Origin of the sequence: Streptomyces roseofulvus (assembly GCF_039534915.1) — a bacterium.
GTDB classification, from domain to species: domain Bacteria; phylum Actinomycetota; class Actinomycetes; order Streptomycetales; family Streptomycetaceae; genus Streptomyces; species Streptomyces roseofulvus.
Map to the genome: position 1 here is coordinate 849,578 of NZ_BAAAWE010000001.1, position 22,280 is coordinate 871,857.

16 protein-coding genes are annotated in these 22,280 nt (G+C 74.9%); 9 read left to right on the forward strand and 7 right to left on the reverse strand.

Annotated elements, in window-relative coordinates:
• Positions 1–4: 4 nt before the first annotated feature.
• From ABFY03_RS03935 to ABFY03_RS03945, 3 genes are all read right to left on the reverse strand, one after another.
• Entirely contained in the window at positions 5–1,285 is a 1,281-nt protein-coding gene (locus tag ABFY03_RS03935; protein ID WP_346169180.1) for an MFS transporter, read from the reverse strand.
• Between the two features lie 79 nt (positions 1,286–1,364).
• A complete protein-coding gene (locus tag ABFY03_RS03940; RefSeq protein ID WP_346169181.1) occupies positions 1,365–1,937 on the reverse strand; it encodes a hypothetical protein in 573 nt (190 codons plus the stop codon).
• A gap of 132 nt (positions 1,938–2,069) precedes the next feature.
• Complete coding sequence (locus ABFY03_RS03945; RefSeq protein ID WP_346169182.1) at positions 2,070–2,870, reverse strand: DUF6585 family protein; 801 nt, start codon at positions 2,868–2,870, stop codon at positions 2,070–2,072.
• Between the two features lie 116 nt (positions 2,871–2,986).
• On the opposite strand from ABFY03_RS03945, the gene ABFY03_RS03950 reads away from it, so the two are divergent.
• Together ABFY03_RS03950 and ABFY03_RS03955 are read left to right on the forward strand one after the other, a co-directional pair.
• Positions 2,987–4,492, forward strand: a complete 1,506-nt coding sequence (locus ABFY03_RS03950; RefSeq protein WP_346169183.1) for an outer membrane protein assembly factor BamB family protein — start codon at positions 2,987–2,989, stop codon at positions 4,490–4,492.
• A 125-nt stretch (positions 4,493–4,617) separates the two neighbouring features.
• Positions 4,618–5,649 carry a LacI family DNA-binding transcriptional regulator gene (locus tag ABFY03_RS03955; protein ID WP_319012031.1) on the forward strand — a complete coding sequence of 344 codons (1,032 nt, stop codon included), beginning with the start codon at positions 4,618–4,620 and terminating at the stop codon, positions 5,647–5,649.
• A 7-nt stretch (positions 5,650–5,656) separates the two neighbouring features.
• On the opposite strand, the gene ABFY03_RS03960 is transcribed toward ABFY03_RS03955, so the two are convergent.
• Positions 5,657–8,455 (reverse strand): glycosyl hydrolase, encoded by a 2,799-nt coding sequence (locus ABFY03_RS03960; protein ID WP_346169184.1) that lies wholly within the window; start codon positions 8,453–8,455, stop codon positions 5,657–5,659.
• A gap of 342 nt (positions 8,456–8,797) precedes the next feature.
• Here ABFY03_RS03960 and ABFY03_RS03965 point away from each other — a divergent pair, with 342 nt between their 5' ends.
• The 4 genes from ABFY03_RS03965 to ABFY03_RS03980 all read left to right on the forward strand — a co-directional run bounded on the left by ABFY03_RS03965 (position 8,798) and on the right by ABFY03_RS03980 (position 14,222).
• On the forward strand, positions 8,798–10,102 hold the full coding sequence (locus tag ABFY03_RS03965; RefSeq protein ID WP_319012029.1) for an ABC transporter substrate-binding protein: 1,305 nt from the start codon (positions 8,798–8,800) through the stop codon (positions 10,100–10,102).
• Positions 10,103–10,924: 822 nt separating this feature from the next.
• The gene (locus ABFY03_RS03970) at positions 10,925–11,872 is read left to right on the forward strand and encodes a carbohydrate ABC transporter permease (protein ID WP_319012028.1); all 948 of its coding nucleotides are present in this window, start codon (positions 10,925–10,927) and stop codon (positions 11,870–11,872) included.
• The gene (locus tag ABFY03_RS03975; RefSeq protein WP_319012027.1) at positions 11,869–12,771 is read left to right on the forward strand and encodes a carbohydrate ABC transporter permease; all 903 of its coding nucleotides are present in this window, start codon (positions 11,869–11,871) and stop codon (positions 12,769–12,771) included. Before ABFY03_RS03970 ends, ABFY03_RS03975 begins: the two co-directional genes overlap by 4 nt.
• A 50-nt stretch (positions 12,772–12,821) precedes the next feature.
• Positions 12,822–14,222 carry a GH1 family beta-glucosidase gene (locus ABFY03_RS03980; protein ID WP_346169185.1) on the forward strand — a complete coding sequence of 467 codons (1,401 nt, stop codon included), beginning with the start codon at positions 12,822–12,824 and terminating at the stop codon, positions 14,220–14,222.
• A gap of 24 nt (positions 14,223–14,246) precedes the next feature.
• On the opposite strand, the gene helR is transcribed toward ABFY03_RS03980, so the two are convergent.
• Together helR and ABFY03_RS03990 are read right to left on the reverse strand one after the other, a co-directional pair.
• The gene (gene helR / locus ABFY03_RS03985; protein WP_346172197.1) at positions 14,247–16,406 is read right to left on the reverse strand and encodes an RNA polymerase recycling motor ATPase HelR; all 2,160 of its coding nucleotides are present in this window, start codon (positions 16,404–16,406) and stop codon (positions 14,247–14,249) included.
• Between the two features lie 207 nt (positions 16,407–16,613).
• Complete coding sequence (locus tag ABFY03_RS03990; RefSeq protein WP_319012036.1) at positions 16,614–16,895, reverse strand: hypothetical protein; 282 nt, start codon at positions 16,893–16,895, stop codon at positions 16,614–16,616.
• Positions 16,896–17,097: 202 nt separating this feature from the next.
• On the opposite strand from ABFY03_RS03990, the gene ABFY03_RS03995 reads away from it, so the two are divergent.
• Positions 17,098–17,763: a GOLPH3/VPS74 family protein gene (locus ABFY03_RS03995; RefSeq protein ID WP_319012025.1), complete on the forward strand. Its 666-nt coding sequence runs from the start codon at positions 17,098–17,100 to the stop codon at positions 17,761–17,763.
• Positions 17,764–17,777: 14 nt separating this feature from the next.
• On the opposite strand, the gene ABFY03_RS04000 is transcribed toward ABFY03_RS03995, so the two are convergent.
• Positions 17,778–18,374, reverse strand: coding sequence for an HD domain-containing protein (locus ABFY03_RS04000; RefSeq protein WP_319012024.1), 597 nt, complete (start codon positions 18,372–18,374; stop codon positions 17,778–17,780).
• Between the two features lie 257 nt (positions 18,375–18,631).
• Here ABFY03_RS04000 and ABFY03_RS04005 point away from each other — a divergent pair, with 257 nt between their 5' ends.
• Both ABFY03_RS04005 and ABFY03_RS04010 read left to right on the forward strand, forming a co-directional pair.
• On the forward strand, positions 18,632–20,200 hold the full coding sequence (locus tag ABFY03_RS04005; RefSeq protein ID WP_346169186.1) for a phosphodiester glycosidase family protein: 1,569 nt from the start codon (positions 18,632–18,634) through the stop codon (positions 20,198–20,200).
• An 86-nt stretch (positions 20,201–20,286) separates the two neighbouring features.
• Positions 20,287–22,269: a SpoIIE family protein phosphatase gene (locus ABFY03_RS04010; protein ID WP_346169187.1), complete on the forward strand. Its 1,983-nt coding sequence runs from the start codon at positions 20,287–20,289 to the stop codon at positions 22,267–22,269.
• Positions 22,270–22,280 lie beyond the last annotated feature (11 nt).

The following is a 22,280-nucleotide window of genomic DNA, read 5'->3' on the forward strand; positions in this document are numbered from 1 at the left end:
GGGCCTACGCGGCCGTGTCCCGGGTCCGGGCCGCCCAGCGGGATACCGGGCCGGTGGCCGCGGCGGCCAGGACGAAGACGCCGCCGAGCAGCAGCCAGCCGACGGGCCCCACGCCGATGAGCAGGGTCGTGACGACGACCGGTCCGAGCGACCGGGCCACGGGGACTCCGGCGCCGTAGAAGCCCTGGTACTGGCCGATCCGGTCGGCTGGCGCCAGGCCGAGGCCCAGCTGCCAGGAGCCGGCCGCGTGCCGCATCTCGCCGACGACGAGGAGGACGGCGCCGAGCACCAGGACCGCGACGGCCGCACCGGTGCCGAGACCGGGGAGCGCGGCCGCCGCGAAGACGACGCAGCCGGCGCAGAGGACGGCGCCCGCGCCCCGGACCGCCGCCGCGGCGGTGCCGAGGTCGGTGACCGAGCGTGCGGCGCGGACCTGGCAGAGGGTGACGGCCGCGGTGTTGAGGACGAAGAGCGCGGACACCGTCCAGCCGGGCGCCGCCGTGCGCTGCACGATCCACAGCGGCAGCGCCAGGCTGAGGACCGGCATCCGCAGCAGCATCAGCGCGTTGAGGAGCGTGAGGACCACGTACGGCCGGTCGCGCAGCACGGCCGTCCCGCCGGCGCCCCGCGCGGCGGTCGCGGTCGTGGGGGCGGGGGTGGTCACGGAGGCAGGGAGCCTGCCGAGCAGCAGGGCGCAGCACAGGAACCCGGCCGTGTCGAGCGCGAAGACGGCGAGGTAGGCCTCGCGCGTGCCGGCGTGCAGGGCGAGGCCGCCGAGGGCGGCGCCGACGGCGAGGCCGCCGTTGAGGACGGCCTGGAGCCGGGCGAGGACGGCGGTCCGGTCGGCCGGGGCGACCAGTCCGGCGAGCAGCGCCTGGCGGGCGGCGGCGAGACCGCTCTGGGCGCAGGCGTACAGGGTGGCGGCGGCGACGAAGGCCGGGAAGGAGCCGATGAGGAGGAAGGAGGCGACCGCCGCCGCCGTCACGAGCGCGAGGAGGACGGAGACGCCGCGCGGGCCGCGCCGGTCGGCGAGCGCCCCGAGCGGCACCCCGGCGGGCGAGCCGACCGCCCAGGCGACGGCGAGACCGGCCCCCACCTGGGCGGCGGAGAGCCCGACGACTCCGGTGAAGTAGAGCGCCGAGGTCACGTAGAAGGCGCCGTCGCCGACGGAGTTGCTCAGCTGGGCGAGGAGCAGGGTGCGGGGTGCGGTCGGCCGCGCGCTGGTGGGGGCGGGAGCGGGGCCGGTGGCCGCGACCGTGGGGGACGCCGGGGAGGTGTTCGCCATGGACACGACGGTACGCCGAAGTGGCCCGCTTTCCTTGGTCCATTGACGGGCCGTGAGGCTGGGCCACTTCGACGGCCCGTCAGCGGCCGTACAGGCCGCGGCACAGCTCCGCCGCGCCCATGGGGGCGTCGATCCGCTGCGCTTCGCGGCACAGGTTCCGCATCTCGGGGGCCTGCGCGCCCGCCGGCCGGGGTGCGGGGGCGGGGATGCCGCGCGGGGTCGCGGTACGGGTCCGGGGCGGGCGGGGCTTCGTCGCGGCGGGGCGGGGCGGCGGCGTACGGGACTCCGGGAGGGAAGCGGGCGCCGGCGCGGCTGCGGGTGGGGCGGCGGATCCGCGGCCGTACCGCGCCCGCGCCCCGCCGTCCCCCTGCGGGCGGCGCGCGGGGACGGTCCCGGACGCGCGCACCGGCACCGAGGCCGCCTCGCGCGGATCCCCCTCCGCCTCCGCCAGCTCCTCCCGGGGCTCGGGCTCGACCGGCCGCTCCGGGCGGGCCGGGAGCGCCGACGCGGGGCGCTGGGCGGCCGGAGCGAGCGCGGGCGGGTCGGTCCGCGGCGGTTGCGGGGCGGGGGGCGCGGACGGCTGCGGAAGCGCGACGCACCCGCCGACCAGGAGGGCGGTGAGCAGCGGGAGCGCGGTGCGGCGGACGTTCATGGCGGCCACGCTGCCGTACGGGGGTGTCGGCGGGAGCCGCTACGGACCGCGACCACCGGCACGGGTGAACGCCCGGTCGCCGGGGTGCCGCCGGGCCAAAGGAAGTTCACGCCCTCGCTTCCCGAGATCCCGTCAGCGAGGGCGCGGTTCGGGCCCCGTGGCGCGGAGGGTCTCCGTCAGGGCCAGGAGCAAGGACACGTTGGGGGTGTAGCGGGTCGGGGCGACGGCCAGCGGGCCCCGGCGGCCCTCGGCCCGGATGGTGATCGTGCCGCCCTCCACCTCGACCCCGCCGACCAGGCGCCAGGGGGCGGAGGTACGGCCGGAGCCGAGTTCGGCGGCGTTGAGCCAGATGATGCCGAAGGTGAGCCGGTCGCCGGCGTCGAGGCGGGCGAGCGCGTCGGGGAGCTGGGCGCGGGCGGCGTCGTAGCGCAGCAGCGGGCCCCAGACGTCGCCGCCGGCGAAGAGGCTGCCGACGACCAGGTTGCGGCCCTCGGTGTCGGTGAGGCCGAAGGAGTACGTGACCGAGAGGGTCCGGCCGTACCGGGTGCGGCGGACCGTGTGGTCGAGCACCGTGGTGTCGGCGTAACGGACCACCCTGATCCGGCCCTTGAGGTGGACGACGAGTCCGCCCTCGTACTGCTCCAGGCGCGCGTCACCGGTGCGGGCGCCGAAGAACAGGTGACCGAGGAGCGAGATCACGCAGAGGGCCAGGGAGACTCCCGGGACGAGCGCGAGGGCCCGGTAGCCGCCGGCGAGGGACGCGACGACGGCCGCGGCGAGGACGGCCGCGAGGATCCCCACCCCGAGCGCGCCCCGGTTCCGCGCGGGGGCCGAGGACGCGTGCCCGCCACGGTGCGCGCCGAGCCCCGCCCGCTCCGCCGCCTCCCTCATCAGCCGTTCGCCGTCGCCCCGTTCGGCGCCTGTCCGCACCATGGTCTCCCCCGGTCTGCCGTCGGTGTCGTCGGTCCGCGTCGCTATGCTACGGGTGAAACAGAATCTTGTTCTAGAACTGTGCTCTGCTCCGCTGGTGACCCACAGGGGGACTCCCGATGCCGTACACGCCGCCGCCCTGGGGCCCGCCGGGGCAGGCACCCGCGCCGAGCCCCCGCTCCCGGGGCGACCGGGGGCTGACCGCGCTCGCCGTCTGCCTGGCGCTGCTCGCCGCGGCGGTGACCGGCATCGGCTGGTACGACCACGTGAACGGCCGCGCGGAACCGGCGACCGCGCTGGAGACCCCCGCGACACCCTCCGGCGCGCCCCCGCCCGCCCCCGCCACGAAACCCGCCCTCCCCGCCCCCGCGCCGATCCACGTCCCCGACGCCCGGGAGCTCGCCGCCTCCCGCCGCCCCGGCGAGGCCACCGCGTGGATCGCCTCGGACACCACCGACCTGCCCCGGCGCACCGTCCCGGTGGACGGCCCCTGGATCGTCGGCGACACCGTCGTCCAGGCGCTGTACCGCGAAGTCACGGCCTACCGGCTCTCCGACGGCGCCGAGGTGTGGAACCTGACCCTGCCCACCCCGGTCTGCGAGGTGCCGGCCAACCCGACGCCGGACGGCCGGATCGTCGTCGTCCTCGCGAGCAGCGGCTCCCAACGGGGCGCGACCTGCGACCGGTTCCAGCAGATCGACCTGCGGACGGGGAAGGCCGGCTGGCGCAAGGAGCTGCTGCGGGACCCCGCCCGGGACACGCCCGCTCTCATCGTCCACACGGCGATCAGCGGGGACACCCTCGCCGTCGCCGAGGGCACGGGGGCCGCCGCGTACCGCGTGAGCGACGGCGTCCGGCTCTTCGGCATCCCGACCGAGAACCCCGGCCGCTGCCACCCCGACCGGGTGGCCGGCGGCACCCGGCTGCTCGTCAGCGCCACCTGCGCGCTCGGAGTCGACCGGAGCAGGCGATACAGCCTGCTCCGCGAACTCGACCCGCGCACCGGCGCCGTACGCTGGCGCCACCGCACACCGGCCGGCCGGAAGGTGGAACGGGTGATCTCCGTCGACCCGGTGGTCTACACGTCGCTCGACAACGAGACCCCCGCCGAGGACTGGCGGATCGTCGCGCTCGGGCAGCGCGGCGAGCTCCGCCGCACCATCGACCCGCGCCCCAAGGGCTTCGAGCACTGCCCGTACGCCGGGATCGACGCCGGCCTCCAGCCCTGCCGGGGACTCTTCGTCACCCACGGGCTCGTCCACGTCGGCGGCACCGACCGGGTCGGCGCCTACAGCCTGGCGACCGGGAAGCTGGTCCGGGGCATCCAGAACCACGACGGCAGGATCCTCACACCGGTCGGCTCGCCCTCCGCTTCGGGCACGCTCGTCTACGAGTCGGCCACCGCCGGCAGGCCCGGCCGGACCTTCCTCCTCGGCCGGGAAGGAGCGGGCGGGGAGAAGGTGCTGATGAGACACCCCGCGGCGGCGGCCGAGGCGGAGTACAGCACCCTCACCGGGCCCGTGCTCCACGTCGGCGGACGGATCCTCGCGATGCCCCCGCACGTCAGCGGCGAGGACACGCGCCGCCAGCCCCGCATCGTCTCCTTCGCCCCGGCGGCGGACTGAACGCGGAAGAGTCCAGAGAGCGCTCTCAAGCCGCTCACCCGTACGGATATCCTGGTGCCGGAACATCACGCGGTCCGTCCGGGCAGCCGCCCGCTCCCGGACCGAGCAGATGAAGGGGGCCCCACGTGGCCGAGCAGACGACGGGGGCGCGCCCGACCCTGGAGGCCGTCGCGGCCCTCGCGGGCGTGTCGCGGGCGACGGCCTCGCGGGTCGTCAACGGCGGCGCCGGGGTGCGCGCCCCGCTGGTCGAGAAGGTCCGGCAGGCGGTCGACGAGCTCGGGTACGTGCCGAACCTGGCGGCCCGCACCCTGGTCACCCGGCGGAACGGCGCCGTGGCCGTGGTCATCGCCGAGCCGGAGTTCCGGATCTTCTCCGACCCCTTCTTCCAGGAGCAGGTGCGCGGCATCAGTCGTGAACTGACGGCGCACGACTCGCAGTTGGTGCTGCTCTGGGTGGAGAGCCCGGGGGACTACGACCGGATCGCCCGCTATCTCGCCGGCGGGCACGTCGACGGCGCCCTCGCCTTCTCCCTCCACGACGAGGACGAGCTGGCGGCGGTGCTGCGCCGGGCGAAGGTCCCGACGGTGCTCGGCGGGCGGCCGACGGACGGGATCGGCCCGGACATGCCGTACGTGGACTGCGACAACCGCGGCGGGGCCCGCGAGGCCGTCCGGCTCCTGGTCGACCGGGGCTGCCGCACGGTGGCGCACCTCGCCGGGCCGCGCGACCAGACGTCGGCGGTCGACCGCGCCGACGGCTGGCGCGACGCGCTCGGGGCGCCGGACCCGGACCTGCTGTGCCAGGGCGACTTCACGGCGGAGAGCGGCGCCCGGGCGATGGCCGAGCTGCTCGGCCGGCGGCCGGACGTGGACGGGGTGTTCGCCGCCAACGACCTGATGGCGTCGGGCGCGCTGCGGGTGCTGCGGGAGCGCGGGCTGCGGGTGCCGGAGGACGTGGCCGTGGTCGGTTTCGACGACGTGGCGTCGATCGCCGAGCGCACGGAGCCGCCGCTGACGACGGTCAGGCAGGACATCGAGGGCATGGGCCGGCTGATGGTCCGGCTGCTGATGCGGCTGCTGAACGAGCACGGGTCCGGGGCGCCCGCCCCGGACCCGCTGATCACGCCGACGACGCTGGTGCGCCGGGCGTCGGCGTAGCGCCCGCTCAGTCGAAGGGGATCACCACGACGGAGTCGGCCGTGCCCGTCCTGACCGTGGACGGGCCGTTGCCGATGGCGCTCCACAGTTCCACGCGGACGGTGCCGCCGCGCAGGTCGCCGAGGGTGCCGGTGGCGGACTTCAGGCCGCGGGTCTGGTCGTAGCGCTCCCAGCCGGTCACCGGGTCGGTGGCGAAGTAGTGGTAGGTCTCGGTGCGTTCGAAGGTGCCGTCGCCGGTCAGGTCGTAGCTGACCCGGACCTGCTGGCCGAGGCCCACGGTGGTGCCCGCGTCCACCGCGAGGCGGAAGGCGGTGGCGGCGCCCGGGGTGAGCGTGCCGGTGACGTTCCGCGCCTCGTAGACGAGCGGCTGGTACGGGGTGCCGTCGTGGTTGGCGCCGCCGGCGGAGGCGATCGTGTCGGTGCCGGCGGTGGTGTCGGTGGCGGTGGTCAGCTGGCCGCCGCTCTTGAGCCGGAAGGTGTCGCCGGTGCTTGGTTCGGGGCAGGCCGGTCCGCCGGGCTGGCCGCAGGGAATGCTGCCGGTTCCCTTGCCAGTGGCGGTGGAACGGGCCGGTACGGTCAGGGACTTGCCGTCGGAGAAGGTGACGGTGACCGGCGCGGAGCCGTGGTTGTGGGCGGCGTAGGTCCGCTCGGTGCCCTTCAGGAAGACGGCCGAGGTGGGGATCGAGCCGGTGACGGACGCGTCGGGTGCGCCGAGCGCGTCCAGGGTGGTCAGCCAGTGGTAGGTGTGGGCGCGGGACTCACCCGCCTCGGGCGTGTAGGAGCCGCCGACGGCGTCGAAGCGGGCCTTGGCGCGGGCGGGTTCGGCGAGCGACTCGAACTCCCAGAGGATGTCGCGCCACTCGACGGCGGGGCCGCCGTTCTCGCGCTCCATCTCGGCCAGGTTGCGCCGGATCGCGCCCGGATAGGCACCCATGTGCAGCGCGTTGCCGGAGGTCACCGGGAGGGTGTTGATGCCGTGGATCTCCTCCGGGTTCGCCGTCCACCAGGTGGAGTAGGCGCCGCCGCTGCCCCAGACCATGCCGACGGTGTCGTGGCCGAAGGAGCCGGGGAAGACCTGCTGGTCGGCGTCGAACCAGTACTGGCCGATGGCGTCGGACTCGGTGGCGAGGAGGTAGCCGCCGAGGTCGCGGAGGGTGGTGTCGCCGGTGGCGGAGCCCCACAGGACGAGCGCGGCGCTCAGGTTGGTGGACTCGGAGGAGGACTCCTGGTTGTTGCCGGCCGCGAAGCCGGAGTGGCCGGAGGCCCAGCTGTGGCCGGCGTAGACGTCGAAGCCGCGCAGGAACGGGAAGGCCGTGTCGGTGCGGCTGGGGTTGGCGACGTCGCGGACCAGGGTCTTGACCATGCCGCCCCAGGCGGAGTCGGCGGCCCACGCCTGGTCGTACTGGGCGACGATCGCGGCGGCGTACACGTAGTAGCCGTAGTGGAAGTGGTGGTCGTTGAGCTCGGTGTCGCTGCCGTAGGAGGCCGGGTAGCCGGTCAGGGTCTTCCAGGTGCGGTCGTACGAGAACTCGTTCGCGCCGCCGGCGGTGAACCAGTCCTGGAGCCGGCCCTTGAGCAGGCCGAGCAGCCGGTCGCGCAGCGCGGTGTCGCCGAGCTGCTCGGCGAGCGGCACGAGCTGGGCGAGCTTGCCGAGGGCCTTGCCGGTCCAGTACGTGTCGGTGGCGCCGGAGAACGGGTCGGCGGCGTTCACCACCTCGTTGAGGTAGGTGCGCAGCCGCGCCTGGTCGACCGCACCGGAGGCGGGCAGCCCGGGCAGGACGGCGGCCTGCCTGCGGCTGGTGGTGAAGGTCCGGCCCTCGCGGACCTTCATGGTGCCGCGCGGGGAGACGTAGGTGTACGGGGTGAGGGCGTCCGTGGTGTTGAGCCACTGGTGGCGGTAGAGCGCCTGGAGGGTGCCGGTCTCGGTGCCCTCCTTCGCCTCGGTGGTGAGGGCGTAGGTGGCGTTGATCCGGCCGCCCGAGGACGCCCAGCTGACGCGGGAGCCGGTGACGAAGCTGAAGGCGTACCTGCGGAAGGTGGCGAGCGCGTCGGTGGAGGGCAGGACGGCGACGGAGAAGTAGTCCTTGCCTCCGAGGCCGGCGGTCACGGTCGTGCCGGAGACGTTCCAGTCGGTGCCCGAGGGCGAGAAGAGGGCGTAGTGGTGGCCGGCGACGGTGATGCCGAGGACGTTGCCCTGGTCGGCGAAGACGGTGGGGGTGGACGCCGTGGTGATGCGGGCGTCGCCGCCGGTGCCCTTGGCGTACACGAAGGGCATGCCGTGGCCGATGGTGGTGCGCAGGGTGCGGGCGCCGTCGGACCAGAGGGGGGTGACGGTCCAGTCGGACCAGTCGTCGGCCTTGGCGTCGGGCGAGTTGAGCCCGGTGAGGCCGAGGGTGAGGTCGGCCTTGTGGGCGAACTCGTACTGCCGTCCGTCGCCGACGATCGCGGGCGTGGTGGGGTAGCCGATCTGGAGGCCGCCGGCGACGGCCTGGTAGGTGAGGGGGTGCCCGTACATGGGGGTGGAGTACGGGTTGTCGCCGTAGCGCTGGAAGGCGAGCGACGACCACCAGTCGTTGGTGGGGACCGGCCGGTCCTTGGCGGCGGCGGTCACCTTGGGGGTGACGGGGGTGCCGGTGTTCGTGGTGGGGCCGGAGGTTCCGGCGGGGCGGGTGTCGGAGTACCCGCCGGCGCCCACGGGGACGGTGGCGGCGGAGGCGGGCCCGGCCGTGGCCGGTACGAGACCGGCGGCGGCCAGGGCGGCGGCGAGGACCAGCGACGCGGCCGGTCGGGAGCGGGGAGCTGACACGTACAGCACCTCGTTGGCTCGAAGGGGGGTTCGTGGGGGTTCATGAGTTTCGTCCGTCGGCTCGACGGAGCCTGAGAGCGCTCTCAGCAGTGCGCAACGTAAAACTCCCGAAACCTGAGCGTCAAGAGAAGGGACACGAAGCCGAGTTGAGGCGACAGCTCCGTAGGAACCCTTCGATTCGGAGCCGTTACGCCTTCGAGTCTTGACGGGAACGGGAGAGTCGGGGCACGCTCCAGACCGTCCTTGAGAGCGCTCTCAAGCGTCCCTCCGGTCTCTCCGGGAGGACCCGGAGCCGTCCCTCGCCCCTCCCCCGATCCGTCCCGATGCCAAGGGAGCCCGTCCATGCCCATCACCCGAGCCGCCACCCAGGCCGCCCTCCGCCTCGGAGCGGTCGCGCTCGCCGGTTCCCTGCTCGCCGCCTGCGGATCCGGCTCCACCGGCACCGCCTCCGACAAGCCGGGCGGCGAGGTCACGATCACCGTCGACCTCTTCGGCTCCTTCGGCTACAAGGAGGCCGGGCTCTACGCCGAGTACGAGAAGCTCCACCCCGGCGTCACCATCAAGCAGACCGACACGGAGGACGAGGCCGACTACTGGAAGTCGCTCCAGACCCGGCTCGCCGGCGGCGGCGGCCTCGCCGACGTCCAGGGCATCGAGGTCGGCCGGATCGCCTCCGTCACCCAGCAGCAGGCCGACCGCTTCGAGGACCTGCGGAAGTACGGCGCCGACGGACTGAAGAGCCAGTTCGCCGACGCCAAGTGGGCCGCCGCCACCGGGAAGAACGGCGAGGTCCTCGGCCTCGGCACCGACGTCGGCCCCGAGGCGATGTGCTACCGCACCGACCTGTTCAAGCAGGCCGGACTCCCCACCGACCGCGCCGAACTGGCCAAGCGCTGGTCCACCTGGGACGGCTACCTGGAGCTCGGCAAGCAGTACAAGGCCAAGGCGCCCGCCAAGAGTGCCTGGCTGGACAGCGTCGGCAGCCTCTTCTCGATCATGATCGGGCAGGAGAAGGAGCGCTACTACGACGCCTCCGGCGCCCTGATCTGGGAGACCAACCCGGCCCTGAAGACCGCCTGGGAGACCTCCGTCAAGGCGAGCGACGCCGGCCTCAGCGCCAAGCTCGACCAGTGGTCGCCGCAGTGGAACCAGGCGTTCGCCGCCGGATCCTTCGCCACCATCCCCTGCCCCGCGTGGATGCTCGGCTACATCAAGGGCCAGGCCGGCGACGGCGGCAAGGGCAAGTGGGACATCGCCGCGCTGCCCGGCGGCGCGGGCAACTGGGGCGGCTCGTACCTCGCGGTGCCGCGCGCCGCACAGCACAAGAAGGAGGCGTACGAGCTGATCAAGTGGCTCACCGCCCCCGAGCAGCAGGCCAAGATCTTCGCCAAGCAGGGCAACTTCCCCTCCTCCACGGGCGCCATCGCCGAGGTCGCGGACACCACGGACCCGTACTTCTCCGGCGCGCCCATCGGCAAGATCTTCGGCGACGCGGCCAAGGCGGCCCCGGTCCAGGTCCTCGGCATCCACGACCAGAACATCAACCAGCAGATCACCAACGCGCTGAGCGAGGTCGAACGCAAGGGCCTGGCCCCGGAGAAGGCCTGGGAGAACGCGAAGAAGGGCGTCGCGAACACCCTCGGCTGACCCCGGCCCCTGGCGGGACCCGCCTCCGCGGGGCGCCCGCGCGCCGACGGGCGTGACGACCGGTCGCCGCCGTAGCGGCGGGTGGTGCTCCGACGGGCCTCGCCGGGGCCTGGTGAGCCTGGGCCGGTGCGGCCCCGGCCGACGGGATCCGGTCCTGCGGGACCGGGCCCTGCGGGGCTTGGTCCGGCGGACCCGGTCCGACGGCCTCCGGCCCCGCCGGATCCCCGCTCGGCGGGCTTCGCCCCACTGGGCCGGGCTTCGGCGGGCACCCGGACGGACCGTCCCGGTCGCCCCGGACCGGCCGGTGACGATCCGGCACGGCCGGTCCGTCATCGGCCGGAGCGGGACCGGTGGGACCGGCCCTCGCGGAACCGGTCCGGCGACCCCGGCCTGTTCGGGGCCGATCCGGTGACCCCGATCGGGTCGGGCCCCGGCCCGGCAGCACAGGCCGGTGCCGGCGGCCCGTCCAGGACCCGTTCGGGAACACGGCCCGCCCAGGCGGGTCCCGGTGGACCCGACCCGACCAGGATCCGCCCCGACGGAACCGTCCGCGCAAGCCCCGGTCCAGGTGGCCCGGTCCGCGCCGGACCGGCTCCGGCTCGGCTCGGACCCGGGCCACCCGAGCCCGGCAGGCGGCCCGACCGGTCCGGGCCCGGGCACTCCACCGCCCGGACCAGGCCCCGGCGCCACACCGCCCGTCCCGAACCCCGGCGCCGAAGGCCCGGCCCGTCCCGGCCGGGGCGGCTCCCCCCGCCCCGGCCGTCCCCCCTCCGCACTCCTCCCTACCTTTCCTCCCGTGACCGTCTCCCGAAGGGCCGCACCGTGACCCTCACCGCTTCGGCGAAAGCCGTCAGCGTCCCGCGCCAGCCGGTCCTCCGGCGGGCTTGGCGCGCCGTGTCGCCGTACACGTACGTCGCCCCGTTCTTCACCCTCTTCGCCGCGTTCGGGCTCTTCCCGCTGGTCTACACGGCGTACGTCTCGCTCCACCGGGTCGAGCTCCAGGACCCCGGCGCCATGGAGTGGCGCGGGCTGGGCAACTACACCGCCCTGTTCGGCGACGAGTTCTTCTGGACCGCGCTGCGCAACACCTTCACCATCGGCGTCCTGTCCACCGTCCCCCAGCTGGTGATGGCCCTCGCGCTGGCCCATCTGCTCAACCACCGGCTGCGCGGCCGGACCTTCCTGCGGACGGCGATGCTGCTGCCGTACGCCACCTCGGTCGCCGCCGCCACCCTCGTCTTCGCCCAGCTCTTCGGCCGCGACTTCGGACTCTTCAACTACGTCCTCGGCCTGGTCGGCGTCGGTCCGATCGACTGGCAGTCGGGCACCCTGACCTCCCAGATCGCCGTCTCCACCATCGTCGTGTGGCGGTGGACCGGCTACAACGCGCTCATCTACCTCGCCGGCATGCAGTCCATCCCGTCCGAGCTGTACGAGGCGGCCGAGATGGACGGCGCCTCCCGGTGGCGGCAGTTCTTCCACGTGACGCTGCCGGGGCTGCGCCCGACCATCCTCTTCACCGTCGTCGTGTCGACGATCGGCGCCACCCAGCTCTTCGGCGAGCCGCTGCTCTTCGAGGGCTCCATGTCGGGCGGCATCTCGCACCAGTACCAGACCCTCGGCCTGTACATGTACGAGCAGGGCTGGGGCTTCTTCCACCTGGGCCGGGCGGCCGCGATCGCCTGGGTGATGTTCCTGCTGATCCTGGTGCTCGTCGGGGTCAACGCCCTGATCGCGCGCCGCCGTTCCCGCAAGGAGGCCGGCCGATGACCGCGCTCGCCGACCCGCCCGCGCCGGTCGTCTCCCCCACGGGACGGCCCCCCGTCCGCCCCCGCCGGTCGGGCGCCGGACGGACCCTGAAGGCCGGCCCGCTCGCGTACGCGGTGCTGATCCTGGCGGTCCTCGTCTCGGCCTTCCCGTTCTACTGGACCATCGTCGCGGCCAGCCGCACCAACGCCGACCTGGCCCAGGTGCCTCCGTCCCTGGTGCCCGGACCCCATCTGATCCGGAACTTCGAGGCCGTCCTCGCCGAGGCGGACATCGGCAAGGCGCTGCTCAACTCCCTGATCGTGTCCGGCTCGATCACCGTGGGCACGGTGCTCTGCTGCACCCTCGCCGGGTTCGCCTTCGCCAAGCTCCGCTTCCGTGGCCGGGGCGCGCTGCTCGCCGTCACCGTGGGCACGATGATGATCCCGCCGCAGCTCGGCGTCATCCCGCTCTTCATGCTGATCGCGGAGCTCCAGTGGGTGAACCAGCTCCAGTCGGTGATCCTGCCCGGTCTCGTCTCCGCCTTCGGCGTCTTCTTCATGCGCCAGTACCTGGTGCAGTCGCTGCCCGACGAACTGATCGAGGCGGCCCGGGTCGACGGCGCCTCCACGGCCCGGATCTTCTGGTCGATCGTCGTGCCGATCGCCCGCCCCGGCATGGCCGTCCTCGGCCTGCTCACCTTCATGGCCGCCTGGAACGACTTCTTCTGGCCGATCGTGGCGCTCTCCTCGCAGGAGCCGACCGTCCAGGTGGCGCTCCGCCAGCTCGGCGGCGGATACGTCCACGACCAGTCGGTGATCATGGCCGGCACCCTGCTCGGCACGCTGCCCGTGCTGCTGGTCTTCGGCCTGCTGGGCCGCCAGATCGTCGGCGGCATCATGCAGGGCGCGGTCAAGGGCTGACCCCGCTCCCCGCCCCCTTCCTCCTCCCCTCTCCCTGGAGTTGCCTCCCCATGACCGCTGTCGACGCCCGCCCCGACGCCCCCGCGACGCTCCGCTTCCCGGAGGGCTTCCGCTGGGGCACCGCCACCGCCGCGTACCAGATCGAGGGCGCGGCCACGGAGGACGGCCGGACGCCGTCCATCTGGGACACCTTCAGCCGGACGCCGGGCAAGGTCCGCAACGGCGACACCGGCGACATCGCCGCCGACCACTACCACCGGGTCCACGAGGACGTGGCCCTGATGCGCGAACTGGGCGTGACGGACTACCGGTTCTCGGTGGCCTGGCCGCGCGTCCAGCCGACCGGGCGCGGTCCGGCGCTCCAGAAGGGCCTGGACTTCTACCGGCGGCTCTGCGACGAGCTGCGGGAGGCGGGCATCCGGCCGGTGGCGACGCTGTACCACTGGGACCTGCCACAGGAGCTGGAGGACGCGGGCGGCTGGCCGCGCCGGGAGACCGCCGCGCGGTTCGCCGAGTACGCGGGGATCGTCGCGGACGGGCTGGGCGACCGGGTCGCGACCTGGACGACGCTCAACGAGCCGTGGTGCGCCGCCTTCCTCGGCTACGGCAACGGCGTGCACGCCCCGGGCCGGACGGACGACGCGGCCGCGCTGCGCGCCGCGCACCATCTGAACCTGGCGCACGGCTGGGCGGTGGGGGCGCTGCGGGAGCGGCTGCCGGCCGGCGCGGAGGTCTCGCTGACGCTCAACCTGCACGTGGTGCGGGCGCTGACCGAGTCGGCGGAGGACCGGGACGCGGCGCGCCGGATCGACGCGGTGGCGAACCGCGTCTTCCTGGACCCGGTCTTCCGGGGCCGGCTGCCGGAGGACCTGGTGCGGGACACGGCCGGCGTGACGGACTGGGCGTTCGTACGGGACGGGGACCTGGCGGCGATCGCGGCGCCGATCGACTCGCTGGGCCTCAACTACTACTCCCCCACGGTGGTCGCGGCGGGCTCCTCGGAGTCGCCGTCGCCGTGGGCGGGCGCGGAACGGCACGTGCGGTTCCTGCCCGCGCCGGGTCCCCGGACGGCGATGGACTGGCCGGTGGACGCGGACGGGCTGTACGAGCTGCTGACGCGGCTGCGCGACGAGCTGCCGGACGTGCCGCTGGTGATCACCGAGAACGGGGCCGCGTACGACGACTACGCGGACCCGTCCGGCCGGGTGCGCGACCCGGAGCGGGTCGCGTACCTGCACGGGCACCTGGCGGCGGTGCGCCGGGCGATCGAGGACGGCGCGGACGTGCGGGGCTACTTCCTGTGGTCGCTCCTGGACAACTTCGAGTGGGCCTTCGGGTACAGCAAGCGGTTCGGGATCGTGCACGTGGACTTCGCCAGCCAGCGGCGGACCCTCAAGGACAGCGCCCGCTGGTACGCGGACGTGATCGCGCGCGGCGGGCTGCCGTCCTGACCGGCCGGGCCGTCCGCCCGCCGGTCAGCCGGTGGTGAGGACGACGAGCCGCTGGGTGGCGCGGGTCATCGCCACGTAGCGGTCCACCGCGCCCTCGATGCCCTCGCCGTACTCCTGCGGGTCGAGGAGGACGACGAGGTCGAACTCCAGGCCCTTGGAGAGGCTCGGCGTGAGCGCCCTGACCCGGGGGCGGTCACCGAGCGCGGGGAGGCGTCCCTCGGCGGCGATGACGCAGGCGACGCCGTCGGCGTGCTCGGCGAGCCAGTCGTCGAGGACGGTGTCGAGCTCGGCGGTGGTGCCGTGGTGGACGGGGGTGCCGGAGGCGCGGACCGAGGTCGGCACGTTGGCGTCCGGGAGGGCGGCGCGGATGACCGGCGCGGCCTCCGTCATGACCTCCTCGGGGGTGCGGTAGTTGATGCTGAGCGAGGTCGTCTCGATCCGGTCGAGGCCGACGCGCTCCAGGCGCTCGCGCCAGCTCTCGGTGAAGCCGTGCCGGGCCTGGGCGCGGTCGCCGACGACGGTGAAGCTGCGGGACGGGCAGCGCAGCAGCAGCATCTGCCATTCGGCGTCGGTGAGTTCCTGGGCCTCGTCGACGACGACGTGGGCGAAGGGACCGGCCAGCGGGTCGGTGGCGGCGGCGGGCAGGCCGGCGTCGTCGACGAGGCTGTCCTGGAGGTCCTTGCCGAGGAGCATGGTGACGGCGCCCTCGCCGTCGTCGTCGGAGCGCACGATGTTGTCGATGACGCCGGCCATCCGCTCCTTGCGGGCGGCGAGGGTCGCCTTCTCCCGGCGCTTGCGTGCGGCGGACCGGGGGTCGCCGAGCCGCTGCCGGGCCGCGTCGAGGTACGGGAGGTCGGACTCGGTCCACGCCTGGGCGTCGGCCCGCTGGAGGGCGCGCACCTCGTCCCGGTCCAGCCAGGGGGCGCACAGGCGCAGATAGGCGGGGACGGTCCACAGGTCGCCGACGAGGTCGGTGGGCTCCAGCATGGGCCAGGCCCGGTCGAGGGTGGAGACCAGCTCCCGGTCGCTCCGCAGGGCCCGCTCGAAGAGGATCTCGGGGACCTCGCCGCGGGCCTTCTCCCTGAGGAGCGCGACCAGCTCCTCCCAGATCAGTTCGCGGGCCTCGTTGTGCGGGGTGCTGGGGCCGGGGGCGTCGAACGCCTCCGCCCAGTCCTCGGGGGTGACGGTCAGGTCGCCCCAGTCGGTGGTGACGTGGGTCGGGTCGGCCGGCGGCTCCTCGTAGAAGCGGACGGCCTTCTCGATGCCGCGGACCAGGGCGGCGGAGGACTTGAGCCGGGCGACCTCCGGGTCCTTCTCGGGGCCGGCGGTGGCCCCTTCGGGGACGAGGTCGCGGACGGTGCAGGTGCGCACGCCCTCCTCGCCGAGGCTGGGCAGCACGTCGGAGACGTAGGCGAGGTAGGGCTGGTGGGGGCCGACGAAGAGGACGCCGCCGCGGCGGTGGCCGAGCCGGGGGTCGGAGTAGAGCAGGTAGGCGGCGCGGTGGAGGGCGACGACGGTCTTGCCGGTGCCGGGGCCGCCGTCGACGACCAGGGCGCCGCGCGAGCCGGCGCGGACGATGGCGTCCTGGTCGGCCTGGATGGTGGAGAGCACGTCGCGCATCCGCTCGGAGCGGTTGGTGCCGAGGCTGGCGATGAAGGCGGACTGGTCGTCGAGGGCCGCGTGCGCGTCGAGGCCGCCCTCGGTGAAGACCTCGTCCCAGTAGTCGGTGACGGCGCCGCCGTTCCAGCGGTAGCGGCGGCGGCTGGCCAGGCCCATCGGGTGGGCGTGGGTGGCGCCGAAGAAGGGCTCGGCGGCGGGCGAGCGCCAGTCGACGAGGAGCCGGTTCCCGGAGCTGTCGGTGAGGCCGAGGCGTCCGATGTAGAGGGGTTCCGAGCCGTCGGCGGAGACGATCCGGCCGAGGCAGAGGTCGAGACCGAAGCGGCGCAGGGTGCGCAGGCGGCCGGAGAGCCGGTGGACCTCCAGGTCGCGCTCCATCGCCTCGCGGCCGGCCCCGCCGGGCGCGCGGCGCACGGCGTCGAGCCGCTCGGAGAGTTCGGCGACGGCCTGGTCGAGGCTCTCCGCGATGGCGGCGAAGTGCTGCTCGTCGTCGGCGATGAGCGCGGGGGCGGCCTTGGCGGCGAGACGGTCGGGGAGCTGGAAGGGACCGGTGGTGCGCAGCGGCATGGGCACGCGGGGAATCTCGTTTCGGCAGGTGACGGGGTAGGTGTGCGATTGTGCGGCATCCGGGGGGCCTTGCCGCAAGGCCCCCCTTGCGCTATACCTTGAACATGGCGGGAGGTGCTCCCGCCCTTTTTTGTGCCCTGCCCGCGCTCGGTGCCCCGGCCCGCCCTTGGTATCCGGGCCCGGACGGCGGGTGGCGGCCCTCGCGCGTCAGCGGGTGTCGCCCGTCCAGTCGAAGCGGCCCGGGTCGCCGTCCCGCGGACCGTACACCGCGCGGCCGCCCGCCCCGTACCGGCCCAGCTCCGTCTCCAGGACGGCACCCGCGCGTATCTCCTCGCCCGTCCAGTCGGTCACGTCGAGCAGCAGCCCGTCGAGCGGGCCGCCGACCAGCTCCGCGTAGACGCGCCCGGGGCGCGGTCCGGGGCGCGGGTCGTCGTGGTCCTGCCCGTAGACCCGGCCCCGCAGCAGTTCCTCGTCACGGTCCCCGCCCATGCCGCCGTCCTTCCCCCTGTCCCTGGGACTGTCGCTCTGCCTGTCCATGGCCCCAGCGTGACAGCCGCCACTGACAACGGCCCGCCGGCCGGCCCCGTACGGACGTTCCCGTCCGCCCGGAGGCAACCGGACGGGCCGTCAGCCCGTCCTCCCGGGCAGAGCCGCCGGAGCCCGTCCGGCGCCCCCACCTGGAAGGATGCCGATGACGATCACGCTCGCCGAGGAGATCGCCCTGCTGTCGCTGGACGACGAGTCCGGGGAGGCGAAGGAGCGGCAGGCGGCCGCCTGGGCGGTCGCGGGCGGCATCCTGCTGGAGCTGGCGTTCGCCGGGCGGGTGTCGGTGTCCGGCGGGCGGATCGCCGTCACGGACGAGGACCCCACCGGGGAGCCGCTGCTCGACGAGCGGCTGGCGCTGATCACCGCCTGGGCGGCGAAGCGACAGAGGGCGCCGAAGGTCACGGAGTGGCTGACGAAGGACCAGGCGAAGGCGCCGGCCGCGACGGTCGCCCGGCTCTGCGAGCGGGGGCTGGTGGTGGAGGAGAAGCACCGGGTCCTGGGCCTGTTCCCGGTGCGGCGCTACCCGGAGGCGGACGGCTCGGCCGAGCGGGAGCTGCGGGAGCGGCTGCGCGCGGTGGTGCTCGACGGCGCCGCGCCGGACGAGCGGACGGCCGGGCTGGTCGCGCTGGTGCACGGGGCGAAGCTGCACCGGCTCGCGTTCCCCGGGGAGCCGCGGAAGGAGATCGCCGCGCGGATGGCGGAGCTCGCCGAGGGCCAGTGGGCGACCGACGGGGTCCGGGAGGCGATCCGGGACATGCAGGCGGCGGTGACCACGGCGACGGTGGTCACCCTCTTCGCGGCCACCAGCTGATCCCGGCCGGGCGGTCAGGTCACGGCGTGGCCGTACGCGGCGGCCAGCGCGTCCAGTTCGGGATCCCCGTACTGCCGGCGCAGGGCCTGGAAGGCGGTGACCTTCTCGGGGCCGAAGCGGCCGATGCGCACCTCGAAGCTGTCCGGCGAGACGAACCGCGGCGGGGTGGACTTGGAGTGGAACTTGTCGGCGTACATGACCATCCGCTCCTCGGGCGTGACGGGCACGTAGTCGGCCGGCGGGATCGGGAGCCCCTGGGCGAGGACGTCCTCCTGGGTGATGCCGACGCCGGTGTGACAGGAGCAGAAGCGGCAGAGGGCCTCGGGCAGGCCCTCCTCGGCGAGCAGCCGGTGGCCGAGGACGCCGTGGGTGACGTACGCGGTGCCGTCGATGCGCCCGGCGGTGTCGTACAGCCGGTAGACGCCGATGTCGTGCAGCAGGCAGCCGGCGCGGACGAGGTCGGCGTCGGCGCCCCCGCCGGAGCGGGAGAGCAGCTGGTCGGCGATGGCGGCGACGATCTCGCAGTGGGTGAAGACGAGTTCGAAGGCGGCGTCGCTGGGGGCGTGCTTCCGGTGCAGGGACCGGATTTCGTCATATGAGGGGATCTCCACGCCGGAAGGATAGCCGGGCGGGAATCCGCTCCCGGCGGGGTGCCGGGGCGGGTGACGGCCGGCGCCGCCGGTCGCGCGGGTACGGCGGGCGGGTGATGTCCGACGCCACGCCCGGCGGTCGCCGCGTCCGCCGGGGAAGGGAGGGGAACCGAACCTTCCACGAGTCTGCGGCGGACGTCGAACTCTGCGTCATCCTCCGGTAACTGACGGTGTGTTGTCTCTGTATCCAGGTGCGTTCCGACGACGGAAGGACTCCCATGCAGCACCGGTCTCTCGCCCTCCTGGCGGCCGCGGCGGTCCTGTCGGCCGCCTCGGTGCCCCTCGCGGAGGCCCGACCGGCCGTCCCGCGCCACCCCGTGGACGGCGCCTCGGCCGTCTCCAGCTCGCCGGCGCGGGGGGTGACGCTCACCACCTTCACGTACGGGCGGAGGGACGCCGGCCACGTGTGGACCGTCCAGGTCAACCTCCCCCGGCACCCCGACGGCCCGTTCGCCGGCGCGCCGCTGGCCCTCGGGCCGCACGGGACGGCGGTGCGGGCGGCGGAGGCACTGCGGGCGGCCGGGTTCGATCCGCGCGTGGAGGAGGTGACCACCCCGGCCTACGCGGACCTGCGGCCGGCGGTGCTCGGCTGGACGGTACGGACCGGCGGCTTCGCGGACGAGGCCGGGGCGGCGGCGCTCGCCGGCCGGCTCCGGGCGGCCGGGTTCACCGCCCGCACCCGCTACACGGCCCAGGACGGCACCGACGACGACGCGCCGCAGCGCGTCCACGTCCTGCGGATCAACCTCGACGAGTTCGGCGGCCGGCTGGAGACCGGCCACGGCCCCACCCTCCACGGCACCGAACGGCTCACCGCGCTGATCGACGCGACGGGGGCCGTGGCCGGGATCAACGGGCAGTGGTTCTACGACAGCGCCCCCGGCGGCCTCTACGTCCGCGACGGCCGGCTGCTCGGCTCGGCCACCCAGGGACGGTCCGGCATCCGGCTGGAGCGCGGCGGGCGGGCCTTCTCCGTCGACACCTTCACGGCCCGGGTGACGGTCACGGCGGGCCGGGAGACGGCGGAGGTCGACGGCGTCAACCGGGTCCCCGGGTCGATCTGGAACTGCGGCGGCGTCGGCGGCGACCTGCCGACCGAGCGCCCGCAGCACGACGTCCGGTGCACCGACGACAGCGAACTCGTCCGCTTCACCCCCGAGTGGGGCGCGCCCCCGGCCGGCCCCGGCGCGGAGGCCGTCCTGGACGCCCGGGGTCGGGTGACGGCCGTCCACGACCGCCGCGGCGCCGCGGTGCCGCCCGGCGGATCGACGCTCCAGGCCACCGGCGACAGCGCCGCCTGGCTGCTGCGCGCGGTGCGGGTGGGCGCGACGCTCGCCTTCGACGAGCGGGTGCGCGACGGCCGGGGCCGCCCGGTCCCGCTCCACCGCGACACGACCGTCCTCCAGGTGGGCCCGGCGCTGGTCCGCGACGGCGAGGTGGCGGTGAACGCGGTCGCCGACGGCGTGGTCCGCGAGGGCCCCGACCAGTCGTTCACCTACGAGTGGACGGTCCGCGCCAACCCCCGGTCCATGATCGGCGTGGATGACCGGGGCCGTCTGATGCTGGTCGTCGCCGACGGCCGCCGCCCGGGCGTCAGCGAGGGCCTGGGCATCGACGGCGCCGCGCGCCTGATGCGCGCCCTGGGCGCCCGGGAGGCGCTCAACCTCGACGGCGGCGGTTCGAGCGTCCTCGCGACGGCGGCGGGCATCGTCAACCAGCCCTCCGACGCCTCCGGCGAACGCTCCCTCGGCACCGGCCTCCTCCTGATCCCCCCGGCCTCCCGCTGACGGCGGCGGGGGTGGCGACAGGCGGAGAGACCGGGAAGCGGCCAGACTGGGCCTGAACCGGGTGTCGAGCGCTGGCAGGGGTGCACATGGTCGAGGACGTTCCCTCCGTGCCCGACGGCGCCGTCCTCGACACCGTGTTCCGGCAGACCGAGGTCGGGGTGCACGTGCTCGACCGGGAGCTGCGGCTCGTACGGGTCACCGGCGCGGTCCTCGCCACGCGGGGCGTCGCCCCGGAGAACGTCCTGGGGCGACCGGCGGCGGAGGTGTACCGGGCCTTCGGCGTCGACGTGCACGAGGACGTGCTCCGCGAGGTCCTGGACGGCGGGCCGCCCCTCAGGGACGTCCTCGTTCCGGGCCGCCCGCCGCACGAACCGGAGCACGAGCGCGTCTACTCCGTCTCCGTGTACCCGCTGTGCGCACCGGAGGCGGACGGGACGGAGCCGCCGATCGGGCTGGTCGCCACCGTCATGGACGTCACCGAGCGGGTCCGGGCCGAGCAGCGGCTGGCACTGCTCTACGAGGCGCGGGAGCGGATCGGCCGGACCCTGGACGTGGAGCGGACCGCCCACGAGCTGGTCGAGGTGACGGTGCCCGGCTTCGCCGGGTCCGTCGTGGTCGCGCTGACCGACGCCGTGCTGCGCGGCAAGCCGCCGGAGCTGCGGCGCGCGGGCGAGACGCCGCTGCTGCGGTGCACCGCCGTGGGCGGCTCCGGGGCCGTCCGCGCGGACGGGCCGCTGCCGGAACCCGGGGTGGTGCTGCTGCCGGGGCTGTTCGGCGAGCGGCTGCCCGACGAGCCGGAGCTGGTGCCCGCCGGGGACGGCGTGCGGCTGGTGGCGCCGCTCGCGGTGCGCGGACAGTTGCTGGGGGCGGTGGCCTTCCGGCGGCCGCCCGAGGCCGACCCGTACACCGAGGACGACCTCGCGCTGGCCGAGGGGGTGACCGCGCACACGGCGACCTGTCTGGAGAACGCGCTCCGCTTCACCCGCGAGCACATCGTGATGACCGCGCTCCAGTCCTGGCCGCTGCGTCCCGAGGGCGAGACCCGGCACGCGGTCGAGCTCGCCCAGCGGCACCGGCCGGGCGGCACCGGGGCGGGCTCCTGGTTCGACGTCATCCCGCTGCCGGGCGCGCGGGTGGCGCTGGTGGTGGGTCAGGTGGAGCGACCGGGGCTGAGTTCGGTGGCGACCATGGGCCGGCTGCGGACCGCCGTCTACAGCCTCGCGACGCTGGACCTCGCCCCGCACGAACTGCTCGCCCGGCTGCACACCGTGACGCAGCGCCTCGCCCGCGAGCAGGGGCCGGCGCACGACCCGGACGAGCCGGCGGCGAGCTGCACGATCGCCGTGCACGACCCGGTGACCGGGCGCCTCGACATCGCCCGGGCGGGTTCCTCGCTGTGCGTCGCCGTCCGGCCGGACGGCTCGCTCGACGCGGACCTGGTGGACGAGGGGCCGCTGCTCGGCGGCGACGGGCCGCCGTTCGCCTGCGCGTCCCACCTGCTGCCGGAGGGCACCACCCTGTGCCTGGCCTCCTCCGAGCGGGCCGGCGGCGGCCCCTCCGCGGCCAGGATCGCGGCGGCGCTGGCCCTCCCCGACCGCGGCCCCCATCCGATGGCGGACGACCTGGCGGCCCTCCTCGCGCCCGAACGCGTCCTGCTGGTGGCCCGCACCCTGCGGCTGCCGGCCGGCGACGTCGCCGAGTGGGAGGTGCCGGGCGAGCTGTCGGCGGTGGCGCCGGTACGCCACGCGGCGGAGGAACGCGTACGGGAGTGGGGGCTCGGGGCGGACCCGCTCACGGTCGAGCTGATCGTGAGCGAACTCGTCACCAACGCGGTCCGGCACGGCGCCCCGCCGGTGACGCTCCGGCTGCTCCGGGGCGAGTCCACGCTCACCGTGGAGGTCCGCGACGGCGCGGCCATCGCCCCGCACCTGCGGCACGCGAAGGCCGGGGACGAGGGCGGCCGCGGCCTGCACATCTGCTCGACGCTGTCGGACGCGTGGGGCGTCCGCTACGAGGACGACGGCAAGACGGTGTGGGCGGAGATCGCGCTGGACGGGCCGGCGGGCTGAGCCGGTGCCGC